This window comes from Marinovum sp. J2-8, assembly GCF_055808435.1.
In genome coordinates this window covers 109,304-135,588 of the sequence record NZ_JBVVRZ010000001.1, presented here as the reverse complement: position 1 = coordinate 135,588, position 26,285 = coordinate 109,304, and the positions used below count along the sequence as shown (strand labels likewise).

The 26,285-nt window shown below is 55.1% G+C and carries 33 protein-coding genes and 3 pseudogenes; 21 read left to right on the top strand and 15 right to left on the bottom strand.

Annotation, left to right across the window (positions count from 1 at the left end; genetic code table 11):
- Positions 1 to 34: 34 nt before the first annotated feature.
- From AC0L4F_RS00710 to AC0L4F_RS00685, 6 genes and pseudogenes are all read left to right on the top strand, one after another.
- Positions 35 to 415, top strand: coding sequence for a rod-binding protein (locus tag AC0L4F_RS00710; RefSeq protein ID WP_473445828.1), 381 nt, complete (start codon positions 35 to 37; stop codon positions 413 to 415).
- The gene (locus tag AC0L4F_RS00705) at positions 412 to 768 is read left to right on the top strand and encodes a flagellar biosynthesis protein FlgN (protein WP_244684106.1); all 357 of its coding nucleotides are present in this window, start codon (positions 412 to 414) and stop codon (positions 766 to 768) included. The genes AC0L4F_RS00710 and AC0L4F_RS00705 overlap by 4 nt, the downstream gene beginning before the upstream one ends.
- A 244-nt stretch (positions 769 to 1,012) precedes the next feature.
- Complete coding sequence (locus AC0L4F_RS00700; protein WP_244684104.1) at positions 1,013 to 2,227, top strand: flagellin; 1,215 nt, start codon at positions 1,013 to 1,015, stop codon at positions 2,225 to 2,227.
- 83 nt (positions 2,228 to 2,310) lie between these two features.
- The gene (gene flaF / locus AC0L4F_RS00695; RefSeq protein ID WP_244684102.1) at positions 2,311 to 2,688 is read left to right on the top strand and encodes a flagellar biosynthesis regulator FlaF; all 378 of its coding nucleotides are present in this window, start codon (positions 2,311 to 2,313) and stop codon (positions 2,686 to 2,688) included.
- Positions 2,685 to 3,088: pseudogene (gene flbT / locus AC0L4F_RS00690) on the top strand (flagellar biosynthesis repressor FlbT). Before flaF ends, flbT begins: the two are co-directional and overlap by 4 nt.
- A gap of 101 nt (positions 3,089 to 3,189) precedes the next feature.
- Positions 3,190 to 3,879, top strand: coding sequence for a DUF1217 domain-containing protein (locus AC0L4F_RS00685; protein WP_244684100.1), 690 nt, complete (start codon positions 3,190 to 3,192; stop codon positions 3,877 to 3,879).
- Between the two features lie 45 nt (positions 3,880 to 3,924).
- Here AC0L4F_RS00685 and AC0L4F_RS00680 read toward each other — a convergent pair whose 3' ends face one another.
- A complete protein-coding gene (locus AC0L4F_RS00680) occupies positions 3,925 to 5,268 on the bottom strand; it encodes a FliI/YscN family ATPase (protein ID WP_473445826.1) in 1,344 nt (447 codons plus the stop codon).
- Positions 5,269 to 5,398: 130 nt separating this feature from the next.
- Here AC0L4F_RS00680 and AC0L4F_RS00675 point away from each other — a divergent pair, with 130 nt between their 5' ends.
- The 9 genes and pseudogenes from AC0L4F_RS00675 (at position 5,399) to AC0L4F_RS00635 (ending at position 9,963) form a co-directional block, all read left to right on the top strand.
- Positions 5,399 to 5,788 carry a FlgB family protein gene (locus AC0L4F_RS00675; RefSeq protein WP_244684096.1) on the top strand — a complete coding sequence of 130 codons (390 nt, stop codon included), beginning with the start codon at positions 5,399 to 5,401 and terminating at the stop codon, positions 5,786 to 5,788.
- Between the two features lie 14 nt (positions 5,789 to 5,802).
- Positions 5,803 to 6,195, top strand: coding sequence for a flagellar basal body rod protein FlgC (gene flgC / locus AC0L4F_RS00670; RefSeq protein WP_244684094.1), 393 nt, complete (start codon positions 5,803 to 5,805; stop codon positions 6,193 to 6,195).
- 32 nt (positions 6,196 to 6,227) lie between these two features.
- Positions 6,228 to 6,518 (top strand): flagellar hook-basal body complex protein FliE, encoded by a 291-nt coding sequence (gene fliE / locus AC0L4F_RS00665; RefSeq protein ID WP_244684092.1) that lies wholly within the window; start codon positions 6,228 to 6,230, stop codon positions 6,516 to 6,518.
- A 4-nt stretch (positions 6,519 to 6,522) separates the two neighbouring features.
- Positions 6,523 to 6,789 carry a flagellar biosynthetic protein FliQ gene (locus AC0L4F_RS00660; protein WP_244684089.1) on the top strand — a complete coding sequence of 89 codons (267 nt, stop codon included), beginning with the start codon at positions 6,523 to 6,525 and terminating at the stop codon, positions 6,787 to 6,789.
- 1 nt (position 6,790) lies between these two features.
- Positions 6,791 to 7,504 (top strand): flagellar hook-basal body complex protein, encoded by a 714-nt coding sequence (locus tag AC0L4F_RS00655; RefSeq protein ID WP_244684087.1) that lies wholly within the window; start codon positions 6,791 to 6,793, stop codon positions 7,502 to 7,504.
- A 12-nt stretch (positions 7,505 to 7,516) separates the two neighbouring features.
- Positions 7,517 to 8,302 (top strand): flagellar basal-body rod protein FlgG, encoded by a 786-nt coding sequence (flgG, locus tag AC0L4F_RS00650; RefSeq protein WP_244684085.1) that lies wholly within the window; start codon positions 7,517 to 7,519, stop codon positions 8,300 to 8,302.
- Positions 8,302 to 8,725 (top strand): annotated as a pseudogene (flgA, locus tag AC0L4F_RS00645) (flagellar basal body P-ring formation chaperone FlgA). The gene flgG and the pseudogene flgA overlap by 1 nt, the downstream one beginning before the upstream one ends.
- 32 nt (positions 8,726 to 8,757) lie before the next feature.
- Complete coding sequence (flgH, locus tag AC0L4F_RS00640) at positions 8,758 to 9,465, top strand: flagellar basal body L-ring protein FlgH (protein WP_473445823.1); 708 nt, start codon at positions 8,758 to 8,760, stop codon at positions 9,463 to 9,465.
- A gap of 9 nt (positions 9,466 to 9,474) precedes the next feature.
- Positions 9,475 to 9,963, top strand: a complete 489-nt coding sequence (locus AC0L4F_RS00635) for a flagellar basal body-associated FliL family protein (RefSeq protein ID WP_244684083.1) — start codon at positions 9,475 to 9,477, stop codon at positions 9,961 to 9,963.
- 12 nt (positions 9,964 to 9,975) lie between these two features.
- Here the strand turns inward: AC0L4F_RS00635 and AC0L4F_RS00630 are convergent, their stop codons facing one another.
- The 9 genes and pseudogenes from AC0L4F_RS00630 to AC0L4F_RS00590 all read right to left on the bottom strand — a co-directional run bounded on the left by AC0L4F_RS00630 (position 9,976) and on the right by AC0L4F_RS00590 (position 18,971).
- The gene (locus AC0L4F_RS00630) at positions 9,976 to 10,422 is read right to left on the bottom strand and encodes a hypothetical protein (protein WP_244684081.1); all 447 of its coding nucleotides are present in this window, start codon (positions 10,420 to 10,422) and stop codon (positions 9,976 to 9,978) included.
- A complete protein-coding gene (locus AC0L4F_RS00625) occupies positions 10,413 to 11,498 on the bottom strand; it encodes an EscU/YscU/HrcU family type III secretion system export apparatus switch protein (RefSeq protein WP_244684079.1) in 1,086 nt (361 codons plus the stop codon). The genes AC0L4F_RS00630 and AC0L4F_RS00625 overlap by 10 nt, the downstream gene beginning before the upstream one ends.
- Entirely contained in the window at positions 11,498 to 12,259 is a 762-nt protein-coding gene (locus AC0L4F_RS00620) for a flagellar biosynthetic protein FliR (RefSeq protein WP_244684077.1), read from the bottom strand. Before AC0L4F_RS00620 ends, AC0L4F_RS00625 begins: the two co-directional genes overlap by 1 nt.
- Positions 12,256 to 14,346, bottom strand: coding sequence for a flagellar biosynthesis protein FlhA (locus AC0L4F_RS00615; RefSeq protein ID WP_244686279.1), 2,091 nt, complete (start codon positions 14,344 to 14,346; stop codon positions 12,256 to 12,258). The genes AC0L4F_RS00620 and AC0L4F_RS00615 overlap by 4 nt, the downstream gene beginning before the upstream one ends.
- A 63-nt stretch (positions 14,347 to 14,409) precedes the next feature.
- A complete protein-coding gene (locus tag AC0L4F_RS00610; protein ID WP_244684074.1) occupies positions 14,410 to 16,488 on the bottom strand; it encodes a hypothetical protein in 2,079 nt (692 codons plus the stop codon).
- Entirely contained in the window at positions 16,485 to 17,354 is an 870-nt protein-coding gene (gene motA, locus AC0L4F_RS00605; protein WP_244684072.1) for a flagellar motor stator protein MotA, read from the bottom strand. The genes AC0L4F_RS00610 and motA overlap by 4 nt, the downstream gene beginning before the upstream one ends.
- A 60-nt stretch (positions 17,355 to 17,414) precedes the next feature.
- The gene (locus AC0L4F_RS00600) at positions 17,415 to 17,963 is read right to left on the bottom strand and encodes a MotE family protein (protein ID WP_244684070.1); all 549 of its coding nucleotides are present in this window, start codon (positions 17,961 to 17,963) and stop codon (positions 17,415 to 17,417) included.
- Positions 17,964 to 18,065: 102 nt separating this feature from the next.
- Entirely contained in the window at positions 18,066 to 18,446 is a 381-nt protein-coding gene (locus tag AC0L4F_RS00595) for a hypothetical protein (protein ID WP_244686277.1), read from the bottom strand.
- A gap of 12 nt (positions 18,447 to 18,458) precedes the next feature.
- Positions 18,459 to 18,971: pseudogene (locus AC0L4F_RS00590) on the bottom strand (flagellar basal body-associated FliL family protein).
- A gap of 119 nt (positions 18,972 to 19,090) precedes the next feature.
- Here AC0L4F_RS00590 and fliF point away from each other — a divergent pair.
- Genes fliF through fliP form a run of 4 tightly spaced genes read left to right on the top strand, consistent with a single transcriptional unit; the run spans position 19,091 to position 22,350 of the window.
- Positions 19,091 to 20,728 (top strand): flagellar basal-body MS-ring/collar protein FliF, encoded by a 1,638-nt coding sequence (gene fliF, locus AC0L4F_RS00585; RefSeq protein ID WP_348524043.1) that lies wholly within the window; start codon positions 19,091 to 19,093, stop codon positions 20,726 to 20,728.
- Positions 20,725 to 21,339, top strand: coding sequence for a FliH/SctL family protein (locus tag AC0L4F_RS00580; protein ID WP_244684065.1), 615 nt, complete (start codon positions 20,725 to 20,727; stop codon positions 21,337 to 21,339). The genes fliF and AC0L4F_RS00580 overlap by 4 nt, the downstream gene beginning before the upstream one ends.
- A complete protein-coding gene (locus AC0L4F_RS00575) occupies positions 21,317 to 21,607 on the top strand; it encodes a FliM/FliN family flagellar motor switch protein (RefSeq protein WP_244684063.1) in 291 nt (96 codons plus the stop codon). The genes AC0L4F_RS00580 and AC0L4F_RS00575 overlap by 23 nt, the downstream gene beginning before the upstream one ends.
- Entirely contained in the window at positions 21,607 to 22,350 is a 744-nt protein-coding gene (fliP, locus tag AC0L4F_RS00570) for a flagellar type III secretion system pore protein FliP (RefSeq protein WP_244684060.1), read from the top strand. The genes AC0L4F_RS00575 and fliP overlap by 1 nt, the downstream gene beginning before the upstream one ends.
- Positions 22,351 to 22,576: 226 nt before the next feature.
- Here the strand turns inward: fliP and AC0L4F_RS00565 are convergent, their stop codons facing one another.
- A complete protein-coding gene (locus tag AC0L4F_RS00565) occupies positions 22,577 to 22,825 on the bottom strand; it encodes a hypothetical protein (protein ID WP_244684058.1) in 249 nt (82 codons plus the stop codon).
- A gap of 48 nt (positions 22,826 to 22,873) precedes the next feature.
- Positions 22,874 to 23,029: a hypothetical protein gene (locus tag AC0L4F_RS00560; RefSeq protein ID WP_244684056.1), complete on the bottom strand. Its 156-nt coding sequence runs from the start codon at positions 23,027 to 23,029 to the stop codon at positions 22,874 to 22,876.
- Positions 23,030 to 23,262: 233 nt separating this feature from the next.
- Between AC0L4F_RS00560 and AC0L4F_RS00555 the strand changes: the two genes are divergently transcribed.
- A complete protein-coding gene (locus AC0L4F_RS00555; RefSeq protein WP_244684054.1) occupies positions 23,263 to 23,427 on the top strand; it encodes a hypothetical protein in 165 nt (54 codons plus the stop codon).
- Positions 23,428 to 23,496: 69 nt separating this feature from the next.
- On the opposite strand, the gene AC0L4F_RS00550 is transcribed toward AC0L4F_RS00555, so the two are convergent.
- Positions 23,497 to 24,405 (bottom strand): AEC family transporter, encoded by a 909-nt coding sequence (locus AC0L4F_RS00550; RefSeq protein ID WP_244684052.1) that lies wholly within the window; start codon positions 24,403 to 24,405, stop codon positions 23,497 to 23,499.
- Positions 24,406 to 24,460: 55 nt separating this feature from the next.
- Here AC0L4F_RS00550 and AC0L4F_RS00545 point away from each other — a divergent pair, with 55 nt between their 5' ends.
- The gene (locus tag AC0L4F_RS00545; RefSeq protein WP_348524042.1) at positions 24,461 to 24,730 is read left to right on the top strand and encodes a hypothetical protein; all 270 of its coding nucleotides are present in this window, start codon (positions 24,461 to 24,463) and stop codon (positions 24,728 to 24,730) included.
- 196 nt (positions 24,731 to 24,926) lie between these two features.
- Here AC0L4F_RS00545 and AC0L4F_RS00540 read toward each other — a convergent pair whose 3' ends face one another.
- Both AC0L4F_RS00540 and AC0L4F_RS00535 read right to left on the bottom strand, forming a co-directional pair.
- Positions 24,927 to 25,112, bottom strand: coding sequence for a hypothetical protein (locus tag AC0L4F_RS00540; RefSeq protein ID WP_244684047.1), 186 nt, complete (start codon positions 25,110 to 25,112; stop codon positions 24,927 to 24,929).
- A gap of 67 nt (positions 25,113 to 25,179) precedes the next feature.
- Positions 25,180 to 26,283: a flagellar basal body P-ring protein FlgI gene (locus tag AC0L4F_RS00535; RefSeq protein ID WP_244684045.1), complete on the bottom strand. Its 1,104-nt coding sequence runs from the start codon at positions 26,281 to 26,283 to the stop codon at positions 25,180 to 25,182.
- Positions 26,284 to 26,285: the final 2 nt, after the last annotated feature.

Sequence of the window (26,285 nt, the reverse complement as noted above, 5' to 3'; positions counted from 1 at the left end):
CAGGAATTCTTCCCAATTCCGGTGAATATCCACCATGTCGGTTACCGATTCTTTACCGATACTCCGGCAAATTGAGAAAAACCCGTTCAATTTTGAGGATTTTCCGATGCCAGATATGGTGCATTCAATTGCAATCGCGACAGGCCCTTCAGGGCAAACGAGCCGTGGGTTTGATCAAACTGAACATAAGGCGCGCAATATTCATCACGCCGCCCAAAAGCTCGAGGCGACTTTTCTTGCTGAAATGCTGAAATCCGCAGGTTTCGGCAAGCAGCGCGATTCTTTTGGCGGCGGTGCCGGCGAGGAACAATTTTCCTCTTTTCTTGTCCAGGCACAATCCGAAGCGATGGTGCGCGCCGGTGGTGTGGGTCTGACCGAAACCTTTGTCAAAGCTCTTATGGAGGCTGAAAAATGACCGAACGGGCAAGCGAAATTCTGGACGAACTTAATGATTTGCTCGATTCCGAGCGCAAGGCGCTTTTGCACGGCGATATTGATGAGGTTGGCCGCGTGCTGGACACCAAGGAACGGCTGCTGCGCGAATTGACGGAAAGCGCCGATGTGGAAACCGCAGGCCTGGGTGAGCTGAAGGACAAGCTGTCGCGCAATCAGGAATTGATTGAAAGCGCGATGAAGGGAATTCAGGCGGTAGCGCAACGGTTTTCCACCATCCGCCGTGTCCGCAAGTCGCTGGAAACCTATGATCGCAGCGGCCAGAAACAAATGATCGAAGTATCAAAGAGCGGTCGATTGGAAAAACGGGCATGAAATCAATTTAGGAAAAATACCTGAATTGGTTGTTTCAAATGCTACGGACCGAGGAAATGTGAATTAGGAAAGCGTTAGGACAAAACATTCAAATTGGCAGCGCACCATATCGGTGGCGCAGCCTTCGCCGAACATACGCGGGCCGCACTTGTCAGAATGACATCGCAACCGGGGGACCGGTGGCCGGAAAACCCGACACGAACCCAATCCGACGCAAAAGCGTCTGGCGTATGAAGGAAAATCTATGTCTAGCATCCTGACGAACAATGGCGCGATGGTCGCGCTGCAAACACTCAAATCCATCAACAAAGGCATGTCCGAGGTTCAATCGCAAATCTCGACCGGCAAATCCGTTGCGACCGCCAAAGATAACTCCGCCGTCTGGGCCATTTCCAAGGTCATGGAATCAGATGTAAAAGGCTTCAAAGCCATCGGCGACAGCCTTTCGTTGGGCGTTTCAACCGTGGCCGTGGCGCGGAACGCATCGGAAACCATCACCAATCTGCTGACCGAAATGAAGGGCAAGATTGTCGCCGCGCAAGAAGACAATGTTGACCGTTCGAAAATCAACGATGATGTCACCGCTCTGAAAGACCAGATCAACGCCGTTGTATCTGCCGCGCAGTTCAATGGTCTGAACCTGGTCGATGGCTCCGCTGCCAGCGCCTCAATCCTTGCATCTCTGGACCGCGATTCTTCCGGCAATGTGACAGCATCGTCGATCACGGTCACAGGCCAGGATCTGTCGACCGGCAACTATGTTGCGAATGACGTCTTTGGTTCGTCCGGCGGCACGCCGTCAACCAATGGTGACACGGTCGCGCTCTCTCTCGATAACGGCGGCGGCAATGACCAGATCACCATCGACGATTCTGCTGGCGCGGCCTTTGCTGCGGGAGATCGGGTGTCTTTGAATGTTGGTGGCCAGGAAGTGTCCTATACCGTGACCGCGGATGACGCGGCGGCGACCACCACGTCGGATATTGTCGCTGTTGGCTTGAAAAACGCCATCGACAACCTCGGCATCGCTGGTTTGACCGTTGATTATGACAGCGGCAGCCCGGGTGAATTGGCCTTTACCAATGCCGGCACCGTCGACCTGGCAGTGACTGGCCAGTTCACCAACGCAGGATCTGGTGGCTTGGGTGCCATGACCGGCATCAACGTCAGCACTGGGGTCGGCGCAACAGCGGCCTTGGCAACAGTGGAAACCCTGATCAATACCGCGATCAGCGCCTCCTCTGCCTTTGGTTCGGTGGAAGGCCGCATTGAAATTCAGGCGTCGTTCATTTCCAGCCTGACAAATTCGATGCAATCGGGCATCGGTGCCATGGTCGATGCTGACATGGAAGAAGCGTCGGCCCGTCTCCAAGCGCTTCAGGTGCAACAACAATTGGGTGTTCAATCGCTGTCGATTGCCAACCAGGCGCCGCAAACCCTGTTGTCGCTTTTCCGGTAAATGGATCGTTCAAAGGCGGGGATTTTCCCCGCCTTTGAACCCTCGGTAAACAACTCGTCGAACTCCAGAAGGAAGGATGCGTCGTGAACGTTCAGTCCATGGCCCAACGCGCCTATTCGCAATCCGCCGCGCCAACAAAAACTCATCGCCGGGCGGAATACGAAACTATTGCCCGTGCCACACACGAGTTAAAGGCCGCCGCCGAAAATTCCCGCGCCGATTTTCCGCGCTTGGCAGACGCCCTGCATCGCAACAATCGGCTTTGGACCATCCTGGCAACAGATGTTGCGGATCAGGCCAATCAATTACCCAAAGATCTGAAGGCGCGGATTTTCTTTCTGTCCGAGTTTTCGAAACGCCACTCAGCCCAGGTCCTGGCGGGCAAGGCCAATGTCGCGCCACTGCTGGAAATCAACACCGCAATCCTTCGAGGTTTGCGCAATGGGAGTTCACAGTCATGAGCGGGCTTGTCCTCAAACTGGGACCCAAGGAAAGGGTCCTGGTAAACGGCGCGGTGATCGAAAACGGGGACCGCCGGAGCAGGCTGAACATTTTGACGCCAAATGCGCATATCCTGCGGTTGCGGGACGCAATTCACCCGGAAGAGGCAAATACCCCGGTCCGCCGGGTCTGTTTTGCCGCGCAACTTGTGCTGACGGGTGACGCGGAACCCGAAGAATCGCGACATCAACTTTTGCGACGCATAGAAGAGTTGAGTCAGGTTCTGACAGACACGGACAGCCGCCGCTTTTGGCCAATGCAACCGAGGCCCTGTTGGGCGATCAATTCTACCAATGCCTGAAATCCTTGCGCGCACTTATTCCGCGCGAGGATAGGTTGATGGCGGCCACACAGAAATGAGTTTTCAGCCGATCCTCCCTGCCTCTGGCCTGGTCGGTTGGAAGTTGCTGACACGAACGCTGGAAACCCAGCAGCGGGCCTTTGATCAATCGCCGGAAAATTTGCGCGATGCCGACTACTACAAGGCGAATATCGCCAAAATAGAAACCGCGGAACAGCTCGTCGATGATCGCCGACTGTTACGCGTGGCGTTGGGCGCCTTTGGTCTGGAAGACGATATCGACAATCGATACTTCGTTCAAAAAATCCTGGAGGAAGGCACCCGCTCAGAAGACGCGCTGGCAAACAAGCTGACCGACAAGAGATACGCGAAATTCTCTGCCGCCTTTGGGTTCGACCAATTTACTGGCTCCAATACCTATTCACCGGCTTTCGCCCAACAGGTCGTCGACCGTTACAATCGAAATGCTTTTGAGATTGCGCTGGGCGATCAGGACGAAAGCATGCGCCTGGCGTTGAATGCCGCCCAGGATCTTCCGGAATTGGCTGCTGAGGACGGCACCGATGATGGCCGCTGGTATCTGGTCATGGGCACGCCATACCTGCGAGAGGTTTTTGATACCGCAATGAACATGCCTAGCGGTTTCAGCCAGCTTGATCTTGAACAACAGCTACAGATCTATCGCGACCGGTCCGAACAGCGTTTTGGCGTCTCCGAAGTCGCCGATTTTGCGGACCCCGAATTGCAGGAAAAGTTGATCGAGCAGTATTTGCTGCAAAGTCAGCTGGCCGAAAGCACCAGCTATTCCAGCATGTCCGTCGCGCTTACCTTGCTGCAATCGGCTGGCTGACGCCGCGGTCCTGGACCGGTTAATTCATCCCATTTTGGATAGGTCCTAGCCTGGACGTTGCGCCAGCCGGGTCGTTGGCATTCGTCCAAGTTGTTTTTGATTGGGGCGATAGGATTCTGCTTCTCTCAGGGTCAGTTCCAGCCGCTCGAAACTTTGTTCGATTGTTCCCGGTTCCTTCTGGGCGACAAGACCATCCAGTTTTTCAAACACATGTACGGCCTGATCAAGCGCAAGATCGCTGCCAGGGGCATATAGCCCGGCTTTGATCATGGTTTCAGACCCACTGTAGGCGCTGAGCAATTTGCGGGCGAAAGCAATCCGGCCATTCTGATGGTCCGTCGCACAGGCAGGCAGGCTGCGGGACACAGAGCGCAACACATTTACTGCAGGATAGCGGCCGCGTTCGGCAATTGCCCGTTCAAGTACCACATGACCGTCCAGCACCCCGCGAAGAACGTCGGCCACAGGTTCATTCATATCTGATCCGGCCACAAGCACGGTGAAAATCGCGGTAATGTCGCCGCTGCCCTCTTTGCCGGGACCGGCGCGTTCACACAGCGACATAATCATATGCGACATCGACGGCGGATATCCACGCAAGGCCGGCACCTCGCCACCGGCAACGGCGACCTCGCGATGCGCCTCGGCCAGACGGGTAATCGAATCCGCAAGGTACAGAACCTGAAGCCCTTGATCGCGGAAATATTCTGCGATCGCCATGGCCGCAGCCGGGCACCGACGACGCACCAGCGGCGAGCGATCCGAGGTTGCGGCGACAACCACACTGCGGGCCATACCTTCGGGGCCCATGACATCATCAATAAACTCGCGCAGTTCACGGCCACGTTCACCCACCAGTGACACCACCACAACATCTGCCTCAACCTTGCGGGCGAAATGGCCCAGAAGGCTGGTCTTGCCGACACCAGATCCGGCAAACAACCCGATCCTTTGCCCCCGCACCAAGGGCAGGAGCGTGTTGAACAACACCATTCCGGTATTGAGCCGACCGCCCATCCGCCCGCGCACCGCCGGTTCCGGCGGACGGGCATGGATCGGTCGCAATTCCGTACCACCCTGCAAGGGGCGGCCATCCAACGGCACACCATAGGGGTCGACAACACGGCCAACCCATCCAGCATGCGGCGAAATCTGTGCTTCCGGCATCAAGAACACACGATCGCCCAGCGCCACACCTTCCAATGCGTCATCGGGCAGCATCATCACCCCGTCCGGCGTGATTTTCAAAACCTCGCCGCGCAACGGTTCCCCGCGCGACCGCACCAGCCGAAGCTGATCGCCCATGCGCACCCGCTTTCCCAGACCGGCCACCATAAGATAGGTCCCATCCACACTGACGACCCGGCCAAACGGCCGAATGGGCGTCACTCTGGCGATCCTTTTTGTCAAACCTTCCAGCCGGGGCTGTTGCATCGGGCGCTTCCTTTATCTGCTGACAACAATTTCTAAAGGAATCAGGGTTAAGCCTTGGTTGAAGCCAATCGAGGGAGAAGCCCCGATGTACGATAATCTGAAAGTCCTGCAATTGTCGCAGGCGATGGCACGCCATGCCACGGCGCGTCAGGCCGTGGCCGCCGAGAATATGGCCCACACCGATACGCCGGGCTACAAGTCCCGCGACCTTATGAAATTCCCGGAAATGATCCGCCAGAATTCGGCACAATTCGGATTGCGCGCCTCTCGGTCGGACCATCTGCATGGCACCATGGATGGGGCAATGCCCGAGGCCATTCCAGACGAAGGTGCGGTTGGTGACCCCAATGGCAATACCGTGTCGCTGGAAACCGAAATGATGCGTGGCGTCGATATTCGCCGTCAACATGACCGTGCGCTGGCGATCTACCGCTCCTCACTCAATATTTTGCGCGGCAGCCTTGGCCGCAAATAATCAGGAGTTATTTCATGAGTGACCTTTCAAACTCTTTATCCGTGTCCGCCAGTGGCCTGAAGGCCCAGGCAACGCGACTGCGGCATTTGTCGGAAAATATCGCCAATGCCGATACGCCGGGATACCGGCGTAAAACCGTCCCATTCCAAGTGGATCGCCAGAACGGCGATGCCAAGGGGCAGGTGACCACAGGTCGCGTCAGGTTGGATCAGAATGATCTGGCCCAAATTTACGATCCTTCACATCCTTTGGCCGGTGAAACCGGCCATTATGAAGGATCGAATGTAAATCTGGTGATCGAAATCGCCGATGCACGCGAAGCCCAGCGCAGTTACGAGGCGAACCTCAAAATGTTTGATCAGGCGCGGCAAATGTCCACCAGCCTGCTTGATCTCCTGCGGAGATAAACTTTCTCAAAACCCCTTGAAGGAGACCCAGAATGGATGTCCGTTCAATTTTTGCCGCACAGAAATATGCGGCCTCTCGTCCCGTCACAACACCGGATAAGTCCAAGCAATCCATGGGCGCCGCGATGCTTGATCAGGCCCGGGACTTTGCAGAAACTCTGCAAGTGGCTGAAGACACAGCAAAATCGGCAATGGTTGGCGATGCCGATCCCCATGCATTGGTTCAGGCGCTGGCCCAGTCAGAATTGGCCGTGGAAACCGTGGTGACCGTGCGCGACAAGGTCGTCGAAGCCTATCAGGAAATTCTTCGGATGCCGGTCTAACCGCATGGACGAGGCCCTGTTTTTCGACACATTGCGCCATGGGCTTTGGGTTTCGGTGATCATGTCAACGCCGATCCTGCTTGCCGCGCTTCTGGCCGGGGTCACGATCGGGCTGTTTCAGGCCCTGACCTCTATCCAGGAAATGACGCTGACCTTCGTGCCAAAACTGGGCGCTATCATCGTCGTCTTCTGGGCGTCGATGAGCTTCATGACCGAACGGCTTGTCGCCTTTTTTCACAATTGGATCATTCCCTTGATTGCCGGAGCCTGAAATGGAAAATGCGTCTTATACCACATTGACCCGCCAAAGCGGATTGATGCGGGAAATGCAAATTGTGGCGAATAACATCGCCAATTCTGCCACCACCGGATTTCGCAGCGAAGATATTGTGTTTTCGGAACATGTGGCGCGGGTCGACAATGGCCCGTCGATTTCAATGGCCACGGCCAATATCAGCCATTCGTCGGAAATTCAGGGAACACTGACATCCACCGGCGGGCCATTTGACTTCGCCATCGAAGGCGAGGGGTATTTTCTGGTTCAGGCTCCTGCCGGTGAACGTTTGACCAGAGCGGGCAATTTTTCGGTCAACGGCCAGGGCGATCTGGTCAATTTTGATGGGTATCCCGTTCTGGATGCCGGGGGTGCCGCCATTTTCATCCCGCCCAATTCCACCGAGATCGGCGTAGCGGTTGACGGGACTTTGTCCTCCAACGGTGTGCCATTGGCGCAGCTTGGCATTGTTATCCCGGTCGACAGCCAGAATTTGGTGCGTGAAGACGGCGTGCTGTTCCGTGCTGACAGCGGATTTGACCCGGCCGAAAATCCCAAGGTGCTGCAAGGGACGTTGGAAAATTCCAATGTCGATCCCATCCGCCAGGTCGCCCGCATGATCGAGGTTCAGCGGGCCTATGAAATGGGCGCCAGCTTTCTCGATGCCGAAAACGAACGTGTTCGCACCGCGGTGCAAACCCTGCTGAAATAAAGGAACCACATTATGCGCGCCCTGAAAATTGCCGCGACTGGCATGACCGCACAGCAGATGCGGGTCGAAACGATCTCCAACAATTTGGCGAATATGTCGACAACCGGGTACAACGCCCGTCGCGCCGAATTTGCCGACCTGCATTACCAGCAATATGCCCGGGCCGGCACGGTCAGCGCCGCAGACGGCACAGTTTTGCCCACCGGTATTCAGCTTGGTCTTGGCGTGCGCCCCGCCGCGGTTTCAATGCATCTCCAACAGGGGGCGCTGTCCGCGACATCCAGTGATCTTGATGTGGCCATCGACGGCAAAGGTTATCTGGAAATCACGCTCCCCTCCGGTCAGGCGGCCTATACCCGCGATGGCGGCCTCAAACGCAATGCAGAAGGATTGATCGTAACCTCAGACGGTTTTCCGGTTGCGCCGGAAATTGTCATCCCGGCGGACGCCCGCAGCCTGTCGATCAATGCCGACGGCGACGTCTATGCCTATTTCAACGACACAACCGAAGCCCAGCTTCTGGGTCAATTCACCCTTGCCGGATTCACCAACGCCAAGGGATTGGAGGCGATGGGATCGAACATGTTTCTCGAAACCGAGGCATCCGGCCCCGCCATTGTGTCCGCCCCGGGCCAAGACGGATTGGGCATTCTGCGCCAAGGCTATCTGGAAGACAGTTCGGTCGATGCCGTGCGCGAAATCACCGAATTGATCGAGGCGCAGCGGGGCTATGAACTCAACGCCAAAGTCATTTCTGCCGCTGATCAAATGCTCGGCGCAACAACCCAGTTACGCTGATGAGAGGGGAATTTGCCGCCGTCATGCTCGTATTATTGACCAGCCAGGCTGCGGGCGACACGCTTGTCCCGTCACAAACGCTGCGCGCCAATACCATTGTGACCGGTGCCGATCTCGTGCTTCGCCCCGTCGACACGCCCGGGGCACTGTCCGATCCCGACCAGGTGATTGGTCAGGAAACCCGGGTGACGCTATATGCCAGGCCGACCGATCCGCCCCAGCGACATCGGCCCGCCAGCATTGGTCGAACGCAATCAGATTGTCGTCTTGCAATATATCGCCAACGGCCTGTCCATCAATGTGGATGGCCGCTCGCTTGGGCGCGGCGGCGTGGGTGACCGTGTCCGGGTCATGAACCTCGCGTCACGCACCACCCTGTTTGGAAATGTCCAACTGGACGGAACGATAAAGGTCAGCCAGTGAAATCCCCTATCAAATCCCTACCCGTCTCCCTCGTGGCACTGCTGCTCACAACTGCGGGCTGTGCCCGGCTCGATCATGTGGGTCGCGCGCCGACGTTCAGTGAAACGAACGACACCGCAGAGCATTTTGCGATGCTCAGCCCCGGCCTACCGGTGGAAAGCGAACATGGCGTGCGTCGCCCGGAATCCTCCCTCTGGGAGGGCGGTCAGGAATCGCTGTTTGGTGACCGGCGTGCGGCCAAACGGGGCGATATCCTGACGGTTGTCATCGAAATAGACGAAAGCGCAGAAATTTCCAATTCCACCGCGCGATCACGCTCTGGCGCTGAAACCATGGCGGTGCCGCAACTCTTTGGCCTGCCACAACGGATCGACCCGGACCTGCCAGAGGGGGCTTCGCTTTCTAATGCCGTGAACCTGAATTCTTCGTCGAACTCCGGTGGCGATGGGTCGGTCCGGCGGAACGAAAAGCTCGAGCTGCGTGTGGCTGCGACCGTCGTTGACGTCTTGCCCAACAGCACCCTGTCCATTCAGGGGCTACAGGAGGTGCGGGTCAATTTCGAGCTGCGTGAATTGATTGTGACCGGATATGTGCGGCCCGAAGATATCTCTCGCCAAAATGAAATCACTTACGACAAAATCGCATCTGCCCGAATTTCCTATGGTGGGCGCGGCCAAATTACCGATGTGCAGCAACCACGGATCGGGCAGCAAGTGCTTGATGTCGTTCTGCCATTCTAGGGGGCCAAAATGGGGAAAATTCTTCCAATCCTGCTTGCGCTTCTTGGCATTGGTGCCGGTGTTGGCGCCGGCATCCTGCTTAAACCAACGGCCGAGGCTGTGGTCCTGGACAATCCATGTGGCGAGATGCCGACTAAAATGGCAAGTGACCACACCACCGAAACCGCCCCGACCGACGTCGAATACATCAAATTAAACAACCAATTCGTCGTCCCAGTGGTCACAGAGGCGCGCGTGGCTTCGATGATGGTCATTGCCCTCAGCGTTGAAATACCAACCGGACGCTCGGATAAGGTCTACCTGCGCGAACCAAAGCTCCGCGACGCATTCCTTCAGGTGTTTTTTGATCACGCCAACCTGGGTGGATTTACCGGCACTTTTACCAGCTCCAGAAACCTTGATGTCTTGCGACGTGCGCTGCGCGAAACCGCGCAAAGCCATTTCGGCGATCTGGTCCAAGACGTCTTGATAACCGACATCGCACGCCAGGATACCTAGGGTCGGGCCCCATTACCGTTTCGGGGCCATTGACCCGGTTCCCCATTCCCGGCAAATCTCCAGATCGAGAAGATCCTGCAAGTCACGTTTTCCGGCCTGATCCAGACGTTCCGCGCGGGACTCATTTTCCAGCGATGTCAGTGCCGTATGGCGCCCGAATGACCGTCGCGCACGCGCCCTCAGAACATCCTTTTCCGCGAGTTGATGCGCCAGTCTGGCCAGCAACTCGCGGCGACGCATGTCCGCCCAATGTTGCCACAGCGCCTCGCCGGTTTGGGCAAAAGCAACCTCCAGCCCCCCCTGCTGAGCCACAACCCGCTTGTCTTCTGACGATACAAGCGCCTCTAACTCGGCGCGAAGCGCGGCCTCCTTGGCCATTGCCTCGCGCAAATTCAATGCATCCCGATCAAATTGGGCGCGGGCGACCTGGTTCAATTCCGACAGTTGATTTATGTCCATGCGCGGCTCTTTCGGCGTAGTGCTTCGGCGTAGCGAATGGCAACGGCGACGGCCTCGAAATGTTGCGACCAAATCTGCTGATCCAGTTTCACATCGGCATAGAGCGCACGCGCGGTAGGCGGGTCACTATATATCGCCACACCCTCTTCCCGCGCTATCTCCTTGATCTTCAACGCAATCTCATCGACGCCCTTGGCGATGCAAACCGGGGCCTCCCCCGCCGCGCGGCTCCATTTCAGCGCCACAGCAAAATGGCTTGGGTTGACGATCACCACATCCGCCTCCGGAACCTGTTTCAACATCTGGTTAAACGCAATTTCCTGCGCCTTATTTCGGCGGGATGCTTTAAGATGCGGATCGCCCTCAGCCTCTTTGACTTCGTCCCTGATCTCCTTGTCAGACATGCGGTTTTTGGCCACATGCGTTCGAAATTGCCAAAGATAGTCAATAACACCAATCGAGGTTGCAATACCCAGAACAATTGCCAACAAAGAAATAGACAGGTTCAGCCAAATCAATATGGCTTCAGAGGCCTCCAGCTGCATCGCGCCAAGAATGACTTCTTGTTTTCCATTGAGGAACATCGCCAAGATCACGGCATAGATCACCAGTTTCACAGCACTCTTGAAAAACTCAAACAGCCCATTCCAACCAAATTTGTTTTTGAAATTGGCAACTGGCGAAATTCGTGAAGTTTTAAATTTCAGCTTATCTGGTGCAAAAACCATACTGCGCTGACCAAGCACCGATGTCAGTACCGTCAAGAAGGGCAAAAGAACCCAGGGCGCCACCGCCATCGCAACGGCGCCAATTAAATATCCGCCAAACTCGCGTCCATCCCCACGGAATATCCCATTTGCAAGATCTTCAGAATGTGACAGCAGCGGTGTCATAGTCGTTCCAAGACCATTGAGCATCGAACCGCCGAATATTGTAGCCGCAATAAGAAACCCGAAATACATCGCAGCGGTGTTGACCTCGGCAGATTTAACCAACTCACCCTTTTTTCGAGCATCCTCTAGTTTTTTGGGCGTAGGTTCATGAGGTTTGTCACCACTTTCCGTTTCTGAGGCCATCACACGCCTCCTATTGGGTTGGCAACAAAGCTTTCAACCGCGGTTTTCCACAAACTCAGCATATAAGGCGCACTAAGAGCCAGAAAAATCATCCCACCCAAGGTGATAATTGGGGCACCCACAAATGATACCATTAACTGCGGCATCGCCTTGTTTATAACTCCAAGTGTCACATTATAAAGCATGGACAGGATCACGAAGGGCACAGCCATCCGAAATGACAATACAAAAACATCGCTCGCCTGTTGGGTCATCCACATCGCAAATTCGCCCGGTTCGGGCTTTGCACCAATAGGCCAGATTTCATACAATCGAACTATTGTAGACAGAAATTCTAAATGAAACCCGGACAAGAACAACAGAGCAAGACCACCAACCACCAAAATGTGACCCATGGCCGGCATCGGCTCGACTCCCGAATTTCCCAAAATCTGACTAAGGGATGTCGATTGCGCCGCAATTGTTCCGGCTATCTGTAATGCAAAGACCATAAATCTAAAAGCCAGACCAACCGCCAACCCAATAACAGACTCACTCACCAGAACCACGACGGTCAAGGATGGCACCAAATGCGCAGAGTCAAGAAACAGCGATGAAATAAACAGACTGATCGAAATTGAAAGCGACAGTTTAATTCTTGCTGGAACGCTTTGCGTCCCTATTCCTGGCATTACGGACATGGCAGCACCGATACGAAAAAAAATGAGCGTCGCAAGAGCACTCGAACCGCTCAACTCGCTGTAAATATCAGCAAGTGTCATGCAGCCACGGTTCCAACCAACATCGGACGAGCTTCCAATCCCAACTCTTCAAACGACAGGATTGGTGTTTGAAATCCCTTGGCTCGAGTAATTCGTCGCAGAAATCGGCGGCGACGCGATGACGTGACGATAGAGGCGGAAAATCCATTTTCACTGCTTTGCTCGATCTGATCTGCCATAGATCCAGCCAACCTGGCAAAAACTTCGGGTGGTAACGCCACATCAACAGCGTTTTGATCCGTATCAACCTGATATGTTGCAAATATCTCTTCCCATTCCGGAGCGAGCTGAATTAACGGAATAGTTCCATCAGGTCGCTTCAATCCGGAAACTATCTGAAATCCAAGCCGCTGCCGAACATGTTCACAGATGCCTTCGGGTTGATTCGTGAACTTGCGCGCTTCACCGATCGCCTCCAAAATGACCGGAAGGTTACGTATTGAAACCTGTTCGTCCAACAAATGTTTCAAGACTTGGTGCAACAAATCCATTGGGACTTGGTCCGGAATCATCTCGTTCAACAATTTCCGGTTCGCTTCTGCTCGTTCAGGCTCTGTCAAATTCACCATTTCGTCCAGGAGTCGAGTAAGCGCCTTATACGTAAACAACCGACTGAAATTTGCTTTGATTACCTCCAATAGATGCGTCGCCAGAACCTCGTTAGGCGTGACAATGGTCAAACCTTGTAGTGCCAAATCCTCCTGCTGATCCGCTTTTATCCATCTTGCCGGAGCCCCATAAACTGGTTCATCTACATCCTTACCTTCCGGCAGATTCTCTGACCCTTGGGGGATGAGAGCCAAAACCAAATCAGGATGCACTTGCGCGTGCGCCTGTTCGACGCCTTGTATATGAATGATGTAAGTGCCGGGATCGACAGATACATTGTCCGTCAGACGAATCTCAGGCAATATCAAACCAAATGACGTCGCAATATGGGTTCGCATATTGGATATCCGTGCATCTAGTCCCGATGCGGGATCTAAAACCATATCAACCAAATCGCTTGCAAACTCCAAATGGATGTCGTCTAGCGAAAGGAGGTCACCAATAGGTTTTACTCGCGGCTCTAGCGGCATATCTGAGTCAATTGGTTCTTGAGCTAGCCGAGATGATTTCTTGTATTGATGAACACCCATCCCCGCAAAAACGATCGCACCCAAGGCGAAAGGGGCAAACGGCAAGCCCGGTAGAATTGCAAAAGAGAATTGCAATGCAGCAACCGCCATGAGCGCTGACGGATGGTTACCCAATTGTCTGATTAGCGCAACATCCGCGGTTCCAGAGTTGCCGCCTTTGGCCAGTAATAACGCGGAAGCTATTGAAACAATGACCGCCGGAATTTGCGTGACCAGACCATCCCCAACGGTCAGAATGGCATAGGTTTCGAGAGCGACACCAAACTCCATTCCATGTGCTATGACGCCATTTGATGTCCCAACCACCAAATTCAGAATGGTAATTAGGAGGCCTGCAATGGCGTCGCCCTTTACAAACTTGGAAACGCCATCTAGGGAGCCAAGAAACGTTGTTTCACTTTGGTCGTGCTCACGGCGTTTTTTGGCGGTTTCATGATCTATCGCACCGGCCGATACGTCGCTATCAATGGCCAATTGCTTCCCGGGCATTCCGTCGAGCGCAAATCGCGCTCCAACCTCTGCCATTCTGGCAGCACCCTTTGTAATTACCATAAAATTGACAATAAGGATGACACAAAATGTAACTAACCCAATTACAAAATTACCGCCCATTATGAAACCAGCGAACCCATCAATGACATTTCCCGCAGCCTGCGTGCCAGTGTGCCCTTGGCCAATTATTAGTTTTGTGGAGGATACGTTCAAAGCAAGACGCAGCATTAACCCCGCCAGGAGAATGGTTGGAAACGAAGAAAATTCCAGCGGCTCCTCAATAAAAAGCACAATGACAAATACCAGAATTGCGAGCGCAAAGGATAGCGATAAACCAAGATCCAATATGACCGCCGGCACGGGAAAAATCATCATCGCAATGATTCCCAGCAGCCCCAAAGCAAGCAGAACCGTGTGATTGAGGACCATTGTCGAAATTAGATTGACTTTTTTCATCATGATTTCTTCCGCCAAACTTTGATCTAATTACCCCAAAAACTCCGACCCAACTGGACGAAATTACGGCAACACCCCCAAGCCCGGGTCGTTTAAAACTGATGTCACGGAATCGGCTAACGACGCAGTTGCATCGGCCAGTTCATTGGCATCTTTCAATGTGATAAGACCTGATGTGGCGGGATTAAAAGCATCTGGGGCAAGCAACGGGTCGATTGCGGCTATCATGGTGTCCACTGGGTCCATGCGACCCAACGTGGACGCCGTTTTCTTGGCTTCTACTAGCTCGCCAGCAGCGAGCAACGCATGATAACGAGCCTCATCTATACCTCTTTGATCGGATGACTCAGCGTCAAAAAGCCGATCATCCGAAATACCAATCTCACCTGATGTGCGTGCAGACAGTGCTTGGGCCAATAGCTCGCCGCTCAAAGGTTCGGCAGTCTCGATGAGCCGCGCGGCGGTTTGGGGAAATTGATTTTGATATAGCCGCGCCGCGACCGCGCGACGGACCTCTGGTGCGACGTCCAAAATCAAGGGGAGCTCGGAATGTACAATGCGTAAAAACGTAACCGTGTCATCCGATGCGGTTAAAGATTTAAAGAACTTCGACCTTACGTCAAATGTATCTTCTGGCGCGAAGGTTTCGGTTTTGATCTTGTCGAGAGCCAAATCAAAGTCGCCGCGTGAGATCAAAGAGTATGCTTCAGCCTTGCGCAACATGCCGGAATTCTCCCTGTGGCGATTTTCCACCGCGTGACTGGCCACCAAATCGGCAAGAGGGGCGGGGACGACTTCACCGGACTCGACGTGTCGGGCGACGAGCAAGGCAGCTGCCTCAGCGGCTTCTTCCCCATTGGATTGCGATATGGATTCCAATAACTTGTCTTGCTCAGTCTCGGTTTCCGAGAGCAGGACCTCTGCCATTGATGCGGGGCTGGACATCCCGGAACGATCAACAATTTTGGAAATTAGATTGGCAGCTTCCGGTTGGCCCGCCGAAAACAGATTTGTTATCAACCTCGGCGAAATGGTACGAAGGAGCGGGCGTGGCATGCCCTCTGCAATTCGCACAACGGCGAGCCCTTCTTCGTCGGTCATCGGTTTTTTGGCGGCCGCCAGGTTTGACCAAAGTACGTTGTCCGAGCTACAATGTTCAAATTTCTCGAACTCAATGCGCGGAATCTCGTCAGATACTTCAATCACCTCAGCCAAATTTCGTAAAAATTCGTGCCCTTCACCATTGAAACCAGCCAGGTCAAGAAGTTGTGCCGCCTCGGCACCAAGTCCCTGTGAAAGGTACAATTGCGCCAGCTTCGTTGCTACCTTGCGGTCCAATTGCAGCCCGTCCGTGTAGAGCGCTGCGAGAAATTGATTTTTGAGTTTATAGAAATCATCGACTTCCAGGAACTCATCAATCGGTGCACGGCTTAACGCTGTGCAATTTGCTTTGGTCAGGTCCCTCAGCCCACTGGCAGCTCGGGAACCGGGGGCTTCCGGCAGGGCAATATTTGGTACGGCGATATTGCGAAACTCGGTGCCAACAACAACGTTTTCCGTCGGCACGGTTGAATTTGGAGCGCCAATTTCAAGAACTTGCCTGGTGGTGCGGTTCGCTAGGGCCTGCGCGAATTGCGACACGCTGGAGGTGGAATAAACCTGTCGTTCTTGTGTAGGGAGCTTTAAAGCATCGCGTAGGTCGATCGGCGCGCCCTCTTGATTTATCATATCGGTCTGTCTTGAATCCGGAGAAGATGCACTCTCCTCCCGAGAGGGCAATGCTTGATCAGTCTCCGACACATCAAAGACCAGCATATTGGGTGCTTGAAAAAACGATTTAGCCCGACAATGGCAAGCCAATTCAATAGTAAGCTGATTGTCCTCGACTGTCTTCACATCCGAGATACGGGTACGCGGAATGCGGTCGAAAACGGTCCCACTGTCGAATTTATGATCTGTTTTACCAGTAATAATAACCTCAACCTGTCGGTCATTTTGCACCACTTGCCAATCGGTCTCATCAGGTAGAAAGGCGACAATGCGCGTGAAATTATCGTGTTCTCCTGATCGCAATACCACGGTATCGGCACTCGCTGGGAAAGATGAAACGAGAAATGAAAGTATGGCGATTAGGCGTTTCATGCGGCATCCTGTTTCAGGGATTTGAGTGCCTCTTCCAAATCATTAAAATCTGGCCGGAAATGCGAGGGTGTATTCTGGCGCCCCACTTCGATGCAAATATTGGTTGGATGGGAATGTAGATTCGCCACCAATACTTCACGTATTAGTTGGTGAAAGTGAGAGTCATCTTCGACAACGGATTTGACCCGCGCAGCAAAGGGGCCAACCAACCCATAGGCCAGGAACACACCGAGGAACGTCCCGACAAGAGCACCACCAATCATTTTCCCCAATACTTCGGGAGGTTGGTCAATCGATCCCATCGTTTTGATAACACCCAAAACCGCTGCAACAATACCCAAGGCAGGAAGGCCATCGGCCACAGTTTGCAGCGCATGGCTGGAATGCATTTTATGGTGCAGGGCCGCCTCCATGCGTTTTTCCAGCACTTCTTCAACCTGATGTGGGTCATCGTAATTCATGGTCGCGGCGCGCAAGGTATCACAAATCAGTTCAACAGATTCTTTGTCGCCTTGTATTTTGGGATATCGTGCAAATATGGAACTCTCTTGGGGCGTTTCAATATGCTCTTCCAACTGCACCGGATTTTGTTTCGCAATCCGTATCAGTTCAAAAAGCAAACACAGAAGGTCCCGGTAATCCTCTTGTTTCCACTTCGGGCCTTTAAACACTTTTCCAATATCTTTTATTGTGTGTTTCGCGCCCCCGGCATCGTTACTGATAAGGAAGGCCCCCAATGCGGCGCCCCCGATCATTATCATTTCGAACGGCAGGGACTTCATAATTATTGCCAGTTTCCCCCCGGCGAGAAGATAGCCACCGAAGACCATGACAAAGACAATAGAAATTCCGACAAAGCCAATCATCTTGATACCTTTTGCAAACCTTGCATCGAAGTCGCATAAATTTCTGAAGATTTCGTTCGATTATTGCTTTGGAACTTCGGCATTGCGTCCTGCAAGAACCACACTAATCGTGTAAGCGGTTTCCGGTGTCAGACCGGTCATGATGCCAGCCGCCGATTCCGACCGCATACGGCCAAGAAACCCGGCCGCAAACTCGGGCGCCATGGTTTCAAACAGGGCCGCCGCATCCTTGGGTTTCATGTTTTCATAGACCGCGGTCAGCCGCGCCAGGTCAGATTCGGCAGCCTCGTCCGCCAGAGAAATAGTGGCCCGCAGGGCGGTTTCTGCCGCCTTCAGTTCTTTCAATTTGGCACTAATTTGATCGTCTGCGACCCTAAGCGCCCGCATCCGCATGATGATCCGTTCCTCACGTTCCAGAATACGTGATTCCCGGTCTTCCATCGCGTTGAGCAGTGGCAGCAGATCAGGGTCTGTCTCGCATTGCAGGGGTTCGGGCAGGTTGTCTGTAACCTCAGCGACCATTTCTTCCGGGCTTGCCTCGCGCGCGATCGCCTCTGTTGCTTGCAGACCGATGCGCAGAAATCGCAGAGCCCAACAATAAAGCGGCAATCACGGTTAACGTTCCCCGCCCCGGTCGGCGCGGCCGTGTGGTCTTGGTCGCGGATCCGTCCTTGGTCTTTGGTTTTGCGCCGGGTTTCAGATTTCTGTTCATCACCCTGCCCTTCCGGGTTCCCGAGAATGCCGGGCAAATACCGGGGCGGCCTCAACCGACGGTTCCTTTTCGTTCAGGGGGGCATTTTCTTCCTGATCTGGAATGTCGTGCATTGAGGCAACCAATAGTTCCAGCTTTCGGGACACAGATTCAGCTCTGCCTGTCAGATCCTCCAGCGACTTACTTGACCCATTTGCCGCCGCTTGCGCGGACTGCAGTGTTTTGGTCAGGTCATCCACCTGAGCGGACAGAACGGCCACGGCCCCACCAACACCGTTTTCAAGATCGTTGAACCGGCTCAATCGCCGCGCAAGAACATAACAATACATGCCCGCCCCAAGCGCCCCGGCGACAAGCAGCACATCCGCAATCATTTCCATCATGTTGCCCCGTCAATTCACCACAAATTCCATGACAAGCAGGTTGTTCACCCGCTTCATCCCCCAGCACCAACTGGGCCCGGCGCAACAGATGTGACCGGTATTTCAAAAGCGCCGTTGGCTCTTCCAGATCAGCGACCTCCACAGCGCGAAGATAGCTGTTGAATACATCCACGACCCTCGGGCGCAGCGTTTCCACGTCTGCCTTCACGCTCGAAGGGACCTCCAGCTGCGCAGTAAACCGCAAGTGGCGTGCCCCGCCGGACGTCGGCAAAGAAATAACCATCGGATCCAATGGAACAAACGCCACATCCGGCATCGCCATATGTGTGCCGGAAGCGCCTTCGTCTTTGTTATTTTGGCCCGCGTCACTGGCGTGGCTTTCGCCAGAACCCAGGATCAATCCGGAATACACCGCATAAAAACCGCCACCCCGCCGGCAATTGCCAGGACAAGGCCGATGATCAGGGGCAGTTTCGACTTCTTCTTAGCCGGTTTTTCCTCAACTTCGTCGGATAGTGCCATGCGCCACCTATTTACTCGCTGACCAATCTATAACCGCAGAGGAACTAACCGATTGTTAAGGCTGATCGGCGAAACCGTTAGGACAAGTCGCGCAGAACGCCGACCCGACGGAGGACACCGTGGATCAAATTGCCAAAACATGGGCAGCCTTGAGTTTGCAGAAAAAAATCGGTGCGGTTGCCGCCGGTCTCGGCATGTTTATCGCCGTCTTCTTCATGAGCCGCATGGCCGCAACCCCAAGTATGGCGTTGTTATATGCCGGTCTTGAAAACGGTGCCGCGGGCGAGGTTGTGCGCGCCCTGGAACAGCGCGGAATGGAGTATGATATTCGCGGCGGATCGATTTTCGTCGCGTCGAACAAACGGGATGAATTGCGCCTTACCCTGGCCAGCGAGGGCCTGCCGGCGAACAATACCAAGGGCTATGAACTGCTCAATTCGCTGACCGGATTTGGCACGACCTCACAGATGTTCGATGCTGCTTACTGGCGCGCGAAAGAGGGCGAATTGGCCAGAACTATCCTAGCCAGCCCCGCGATTGCCGCGGCGCGCGTGCATATTGCAAACGCGTCGTCCAATCCGTTTCGCCGGGATTCAGATGGCTCTGCGTCGGTCTTTGTGACCGCGTCCGGGTCTGGCATGTCGCCACAACAGGCCAAGGCATTGAAATATCTAGTATCTTCTGCCGTGCCCGGTTTGTCGCCGGAAAATGTGGCCGTGATTGACAGTGCCGCTGGCTTGATCGCCGCAAGCGAGGAAGACGCGCCTGCAACTGTCGGCGATGAACGTTCTGCCACATTGCGCGAGGCCGTCATGCGACTAGTCGAGGCTCGGGTCGGATTTGGCAATGCCGTTGTCGAGGTCAGCGTTGATACAGTCACCGAAAGCGAATTGATCCGGGAGCGCCGCATTGACCCCGAAAGCCGGGTCGCCATCAGCACCGATACAGAAGAACGGTCGAACAATTCCCAAGAGGCTGGCAGCGGCGGCGGCGATGTCACCGTGGCGTCGAATCTGCCTGACGGGGATGGCACGGGGGGCGAATCGAACTCTCAGGGCAATGAAACCCGCGAACGTATTAACTATGAAATTTCCGAAACCGAACGGGAATTGGTGCGTGGTCCGGGGGCCATTCGCCGCCTGACCGTTGCGGTTTTGGTTAATGGCACAACAGCCCTTGATGCCAATGGCGCAGAGGTGTTCACCGCGCTGCCCGAAGAAGAGATCGAGGGGCTGCGGGACCTGGTGTCATCGGCCGTCGGATTCGATGCCGCCCGTGGCGATGTCATCACCATCCGATCCATGGCCTTTGAACCAATTTCCGAGGCCGGGACCGAAGCGGTGCCGGGGCTGTTGGCGCAATTGCCACTTGATCTGGGCACTTTGATTCAAATGGCGGTTTTGGGTCTGGTGGCCTTGATCCTGGGGCTGTTTGTCGTTCGTCCGATCTTTAACAACCCACCCGCGCCGGACGTTCTCGCGCTGCCGCCCCGCGCGAATGACCCCGAATCCAGCCCCGCGGAATTGAGCTTTGACGACACCGCCGCGGAATTTGAACCGCTGGATGGCGAAATCGACGATGGCCGGGGCGGCTTCATGCCACTTGCACCAACCGGGATGGCGAACACGGATGCCTTTCCACTGGATACCCCAACTGACCCGGTGGAACGGCTGCGCAATCTGATCGGCGAACGACAGGAAGAAACGGTCGAAATTCTGCGCGGATGGCTGGATGACACCGAGGAGAAGGCCCAATGACAATCGGTCATTTGTTAGAGGATTTTGGCGGCACCCGCGCCGCCGCGACAACGCCCGTACTGCAAGATGATGAAGAGATAGAAACGCGTCGCCTTGCTGCGTTTGAAGAGGGGTATCAAGCGGGTTGGGATGACGCGGTTCAGGCCCACGCAAAGGACAAGATCAGATTGACCTCTGATTTGGCTCAGAATCTCTTGGATCTCTCCTTTACCTACAATGAGGCCTATAGCCATCTGCTGCGCGAAATGCGGCCCCTTCTGATTGAAATTATTGACAAACTCTTACCAGAAGTCATGCGCCGCTCTATTGGACCCCGGATTGTCGAAGAGCTTCAAAATGCCGCCAGCGAAAATCTTGCCTGCGATGCCCATATCCTGGTCCATCCCGGTTTGGTCGAAACGGTTGAATCCCTGATCGAACGCGAAGACAGCTTTCCGGTCCTGATCCGTGGCGATGTGAAAATGGCCGAGGGTCAGGCGCAGCTTTCTCTCGCTGACCGCGAAATCGAAATCAATCTGGATGACGTGATTTCGGAAATTTCCGCCGCGCTGGACGCATTCACCCTCGATCTTCAGAAGGAAGACAGCCATGGGCGACAACACGCCGTTTGATACCACCAAAAGTCCGTTCACCTCGGTCCCGATCGAAATTACGATTTCCGTCGGCAAAGCCCGGCCCACCGTCCGTGACCTTCTGCGTCTTGGGCCGGAATCTGTGCTGACGCTCGACAAACGGGTCGATGACCCTGTCGAACTTTATGTTGGGACACGCCTGATTGCGCGCGGCGAATTGATGGAGGCCGGGGAAGATATGCCCGGGCAATTGGCCGTTCGCCTGACCGAGGTCGCAGACCTGCGAGACAACCTGGAAGAAGGCTGATGTCGGCCTGTCTTACGCGCGTTGTCCCGGTTGTTTTGATCGTCTTTCTTGCGCTCACCGGAACAGAAATCCAGGCTCAGGAATTGTCGCTGGATCTTGGCGATGGCGGGTCAATCACCGTGCGGTCGATTCAGTTGATCCTATTGATCACGGTGCTCAGCCTTGCGCCGGGCATCGCCATCATGGTCACGTGTTTTCCGTTTATTGTCACGGTGTTATCCATTTTGCGCCAGGCTCTGGGCCTGCAACAGGCGCCGCCGAACATGTTGATTGTGACGCTGGCCATGTTCCTGACCTATTACGTCATGGATCCGGTGTTTACCGCCGCGTGGGAACAGGGAATTCAGCCGGTTTTTGAAGAATCCCTGCCGTTGGAAGATGGTTTCAAACGGGCACTCAATCCTTTTCGCGCCTTCATGGCTGCCCGGCTTGATTCTGATACGTTTGATGCCATGGCCGCCTTGCGCCCCGATGTCGAGGCAGAGGTGTCGCCCGAGGCGCCGTTGAGCGTGCTGATCCCCTCTTTTCTGTTATCCGAAATTTCCCGGGCATTTCAGGTCGGGTTCCTGATTTTCCTACCCTTCCTCATTATCGATCTGGTGGTTGCGGCGATCCTGATGTCGATGGGCATGATGATGGTGCCGCCGGCCATTGTGTCCCTGCCGTTCAAACTGGCGTTTTTTGTGGTCGCGGATGGCTGGGCCTTGGTCACCAGCAGTCTGGTGCGCGGCTATCTGGAGTAGAAATTCCAACCGGATGCCAGTTACACTGGCGGCTGATCTAGCGCAAAACTGGGTTTCTCAGGTCATCTTTCCACGCTGGGGCTGATCCCAGCGAAATGTCCGGCAGCATGGCAATCATCGTTATCATCCATGATCTTGATACCATCGCCAACCTGTGTCACCGCATTCTGGTGGTTGATGCCGTTCGGAACATCGAAACCGGGAGAGCGTGCATCAACACTCGAAATCAACGGCACGTTTGCAGGTTAACCCGCCGCCAGCCGTTGCTTTCTGGCAGGTCTTTGCACGCCGCTTCGATCCGGTCGCAACCATCCTCCAGAACCTCCATCGAGGTGGCCGTGGAAATCGAAATATGCGGTTCCATGCCGTAAGCTGCACCATGGATCGAGGCCACGCCGACGCTTTCCAACAGATAGATCACGAAATCCAGATCGGTTTCGATTGTCCTGCTTTCGGGTGTGATCTTGCCGGGCAACCCCTCGACTGCCGCCGCTTGACTGATCGAAGCGGAACAAGAGAATGATTACGATTGCAGTTTGTTGAACGCGCCGATCAACAAACCAGTCATCGAAAATGGTTCCGGCACCGCAGACGCAATCGCGGTAACGGTGTAGTCGGCGCACCAAATACGGTCGTAAATCTCTTCGCAGAACACAAACACCTGCGGGGGGGTCTTCAACACCTCACCCAGCGCGACCAAAAACAAGATCTGTTAAAGACCACCGCCCACACAGATCCGGTCAAGGGCGACATCCATCTCAGGCCGACCATACATGTGGGATCGCGACAGCTGCGGGTCGATGCACTTGGCCGACGGGTGCACACCCCGGATGCGTAGAAACCGACATTTTCGCGCATCTTGAAAACATCAGCCCCGAAGAAGCAAAACGCAAGTATTTCGAAGGCTTCGAGATGCCGCAGGTGTCCGACATTGCCGACGCCGTGGAATACGCCGTTGATACGCCGCAATATGTCAATATCGGCTTGATCGAGCTTCTGCCGACCTTGCAAGTGCCGGGTGGATTGCGCACCGGCAAACGGGTCGGTGACGAGGTGGTTTTGACCGGCAACAAATAAGCGACACGCATTGCAGACGACGGCCGGGTTCCCAGGATCCGGCCATTTTTCCATACGGGGCCACCCGTATTAGCCGGGGGCAAAAATCATCAGGACCAGAGGTATTGTGATCGCTGCCAACAATGTCTGACAGGTCACAAGCCCCGCCATCAACGCGCCGTCACCGCCCAATTGCCGCGTAAGGACATAGGACGTTGGCGCCGTCGACACCGCCGAAAACACCACCAAGACCAGCGCCGTGCCGACGTCGAGACCAAAAGCCAAGGCAACCAGCCAGGCCAGCATCGGCATGCCAAACAAGCGCAGCACCGTATTGCCCGCCAAAACCAAAAGATCGCGCCGCAGCGCCGCGGGTTGCAGGGCCGCCCCCACACACAGAAGCCCAAGCGGCAGGCTGGCCCGTGCCAGAAGATTCAGAAAGCTGCCCGTGCCATAGGGCAGGCCAAACCCCGTCAGCGCCACGGCAAATCCGCCGATACAGGCCAGGATCAGCGGGTTGCCGAAAATTGTCTTCAGCAAGGCCACAGGCCGACGGGCCGGACCGGCCTCGGTCAAGGCCAGGATCGACAACAGGTTGACCAGCGGCACCGCAATCGCAAGGTAGACCGCCGCGCGGCCAACCGCCTCGGCACCGCCAAGGCTGCCGATGACAGCAAATCCAAGATAGGTATTGAAGCGGACAACCCCCTGAAATGCCGGCCCAAAGCGGGCGGCTGGGGTTGGCCGCATCCGGCGCGCCAGCCACAGCCCCCCAGCGGCAACCAGGATCGTGGCCACGGCCGCAGCACCCATGCGGGCCAGCGCCGGGTCACTTAATGGCGCACGCGACAGACTGGTAAACAGCAGCGCGGGAAAGAAAATGAAATAGGTCAGTCTCTCGGCACCGACCCAGAAATCAGGATGCGGAAACCCGGACCGTGCCAGCCAGAACCCCAGACCAATCAGCGCAAAAAGCGGCCATATTGTAAAGAAAAGCACGTTGTGTCACCGGAAATTCGGACAGATCCCTTTTCTTTAGAACCGCACAAAAGCAATGTCACGGGCGTCGTCAATCCTGCATATCGCGCAACCGACGCTCAGCCAACAGATCGCTTACCTCGAAACGTATTTCAGCATTGTCCTGCTTAACAACAAGGATATAGGCGGCGTGAACAGCGAACTTCACACCATACGCCAGGTGATTGAAACCGCCGCAACCCGCGCTGGTATCGGCCCATGTGCCGGGCAGATTTTCAAGTTGGACATCAAAACCGCGGGCCTCCGCCGTGGCAACGATCTCACCCAACAGATCCGCGACGCGTGAAAACTCTGCCGGATCGGATGTCGCCCTTCGACGGTGCGTGCCTCAAAAGTGGTAATGCCATGCTCTACGGCGGTGCGGAAAATACTATCCAAACTTCCCGGCGATGTAAGTGGGGCAACTTCGTTGGTGACGGCGGCAAGATTCATCGGTTCACGCAGCTTTCTGTGTTTTGGAACATGGATTGGGCACAACGCCGTCAATCGCCCCAAATATGCTCACCGCTGCCCTCAATTGGAAAATACCAATGAAGCATGTCGTCATACCGGAATTCTATGCAGATCGTCGGTGGTCGCACCGAGTGTCGCAAAGCCGAAAGAAAATTATTGGCGCCCGAGACACCCAAAGCAACGGCAAACGGCATGCGCGCCACCGGATCGGCCACCTAAGCCACTGAAATTATACACACCAGCCAGATGATGACTGATGTTCTCAATGCTTCTTGCGATGCGCTAACGCACCACAAACTCTGCATGAAGCGCGCCGGCGGCTTTGATCGCCTTGAGGATGTCGATCATGTCACGCGGGGACACCCCCAGGGCATTCAGGCCTGCGACCACCTCAGACAGGGATGTGCCATCCGGCACCTCCGCAAGATTGATGCCCGGCTCTTCCTCAATCTCGGCACGGGTACGGGGCACAACAACCGTTTCACCCTCGGAAAAAGGATTGGGTTGCACCGCGACCGGGGCCTCTTCGATCCGTAAGGTCAAATTGCCCTGGCTGACAGCCACCCGCGAAATTCGCACATCTTCGCCCATGACAATGGTGCCGGATCTCTGATCAACCACGACGCGGGCCTTTCGCTCCGGCTCGACCAGCAGGTTTTCGATACGTCCCAATGCGTGGGCGGTCGACGGCATCCGCGTCGCCCCGATGTCGAGCCGCACCGTGCCGGAATCCAACATCAATGCAACCTGCCGCCCAAAATTCCGATTGATGGCGGTTTCGATACGGGCTGCGGTGGTGAAATCCGGTTCGCGCAACGCCAAGCGCATCACATCCAGCGAAGAAAGATCGAAATCGACCTCCCGTTCGATCCGTGCACCCGCGGGAATGACGCCCGCCGTCGGCACACCAAATGTGACCTGCGCGGCATCGCCTTCGGCCTTGGCGCCTCCGGAAATCACCGTGCCTTGTGCAACGGCATAGATCTCGCCATCGGCGGCATTCAGCGGCGTCATGATCAACGTGCCACCCAAAAGACTTTTGGCATCACCAATCGCCGAAACAGTGACATCAATCATACTGCCGGACCGGGCAAAGGGCGGCAAGGTGGCGGTGACAAACACGGCGGCCACGTTTTTCGGCCGAAACTGTTCACCCGTGACGTTCACACCCAACCGTTCGAGGATGTTGGTCATGATTTCTTCGGTAAATGGCGCGTTGCGCAGCCCGTCGCCAGATCCATCCAGCCCGACAACCAAGCCGTAACCAACAAGGTCATTGCCCCGCACGCCATCAAATTCCACCAGATCCTTGATCCGGATCGGGCTTGCCGTGAGAACCGATGGCAGGATCAGAAAAAAGGCCGCGAAGAGAAGTTTTAAACGCACAA

Bases quoted from the DNA above. Each gene is read 5' to 3' on its own strand.
- AC0L4F_RS00710 (WP_473445828.1), top strand. From the start codon at position 35: ATGTCGGTTACCGATTCTTTACCGATACTCCGGCAAATTGAGAAAAAC.
- AC0L4F_RS00705 (WP_244684106.1), top strand. From the start codon at position 412: ATGACCGAACGGGCAAGCGAAATTCTGGACGAACTTAATGATTTGCTC.
- AC0L4F_RS00700 (WP_244684104.1), top strand. From the start codon at position 1,013: ATGTCTAGCATCCTGACGAACAATGGCGCGATGGTCGCGCTGCAAACA.
- AC0L4F_RS00675 (WP_244684096.1), top strand. From the start codon at position 5,399: ATGTACGATAATCTGAAAGTCCTGCAATTGTCGCAGGCGATGGCACGC.
- flgC (WP_244684094.1), top strand. From the start codon at position 5,803: ATGAGTGACCTTTCAAACTCTTTATCCGTGTCCGCCAGTGGCCTGAAG.
- fliE (WP_244684092.1), top strand. From the start codon at position 6,228: ATGGATGTCCGTTCAATTTTTGCCGCACAGAAATATGCGGCCTCTCGT.
- AC0L4F_RS00660 (WP_244684089.1), top strand. From the start codon at position 6,523: ATGGACGAGGCCCTGTTTTTCGACACATTGCGCCATGGGCTTTGGGTT.
- AC0L4F_RS00655 (WP_244684087.1), top strand. From the start codon at position 6,791: ATGGAAAATGCGTCTTATACCACATTGACCCGCCAAAGCGGATTGATG.
- flgG (WP_244684085.1), top strand. From the start codon at position 7,517: ATGCGCGCCCTGAAAATTGCCGCGACTGGCATGACCGCACAGCAGATG.
- AC0L4F_RS00635 (WP_244684083.1), top strand. From the start codon at position 9,475: ATGGGGAAAATTCTTCCAATCCTGCTTGCGCTTCTTGGCATTGGTGCC.
- AC0L4F_RS00630 (WP_244684081.1), bottom strand. From the start codon at position 10,422: ATGGACATAAATCAACTGTCGGAATTGAACCAGGTCGCCCGCGCCCAA.
- AC0L4F_RS00625 (WP_244684079.1), bottom strand. From the start codon at position 11,498: ATGGCCTCAGAAACGGAAAGTGGTGACAAACCTCATGAACCTACGCCC.
- AC0L4F_RS00620 (WP_244684077.1), bottom strand. From the start codon at position 12,259: ATGACACTTGCTGATATTTACAGCGAGTTGAGCGGTTCGAGTGCTCTT.
- AC0L4F_RS00615 (WP_244686279.1), bottom strand. From the start codon at position 14,346: ATGAAAAAAGTCAATCTAATTTCGACAATGGTCCTCAATCACACGGTT.
- AC0L4F_RS00610 (WP_244684074.1), bottom strand. From the start codon at position 16,488: ATGAAACGCCTAATCGCCATACTTTCATTTCTCGTTTCATCTTTCCCA.
- motA (WP_244684072.1), bottom strand. From the start codon at position 17,354: ATGATTGGCTTTGTCGGAATTTCTATTGTCTTTGTCATGGTCTTCGGT.
- AC0L4F_RS00595 (WP_244686277.1), bottom strand. From the start codon at position 18,446: ATGGAAATGATTGCGGATGTGCTGCTTGTCGCCGGGGCGCTTGGGGCG.
- AC0L4F_RS00580 (WP_244684065.1), top strand. From the start codon at position 20,725: ATGACAATCGGTCATTTGTTAGAGGATTTTGGCGGCACCCGCGCCGCC.
- AC0L4F_RS00575 (WP_244684063.1), top strand. From the start codon at position 21,317: ATGGGCGACAACACGCCGTTTGATACCACCAAAAGTCCGTTCACCTCG.
- fliP (WP_244684060.1), top strand. From the start codon at position 21,607: ATGTCGGCCTGTCTTACGCGCGTTGTCCCGGTTGTTTTGATCGTCTTT.
- AC0L4F_RS00555 (WP_244684054.1), top strand. From the start codon at position 23,263: ATGCCGCAGGTGTCCGACATTGCCGACGCCGTGGAATACGCCGTTGAT.
- AC0L4F_RS00545 (WP_348524042.1), top strand. From the start codon at position 24,461: ATGTCACGGGCGTCGTCAATCCTGCATATCGCGCAACCGACGCTCAGC.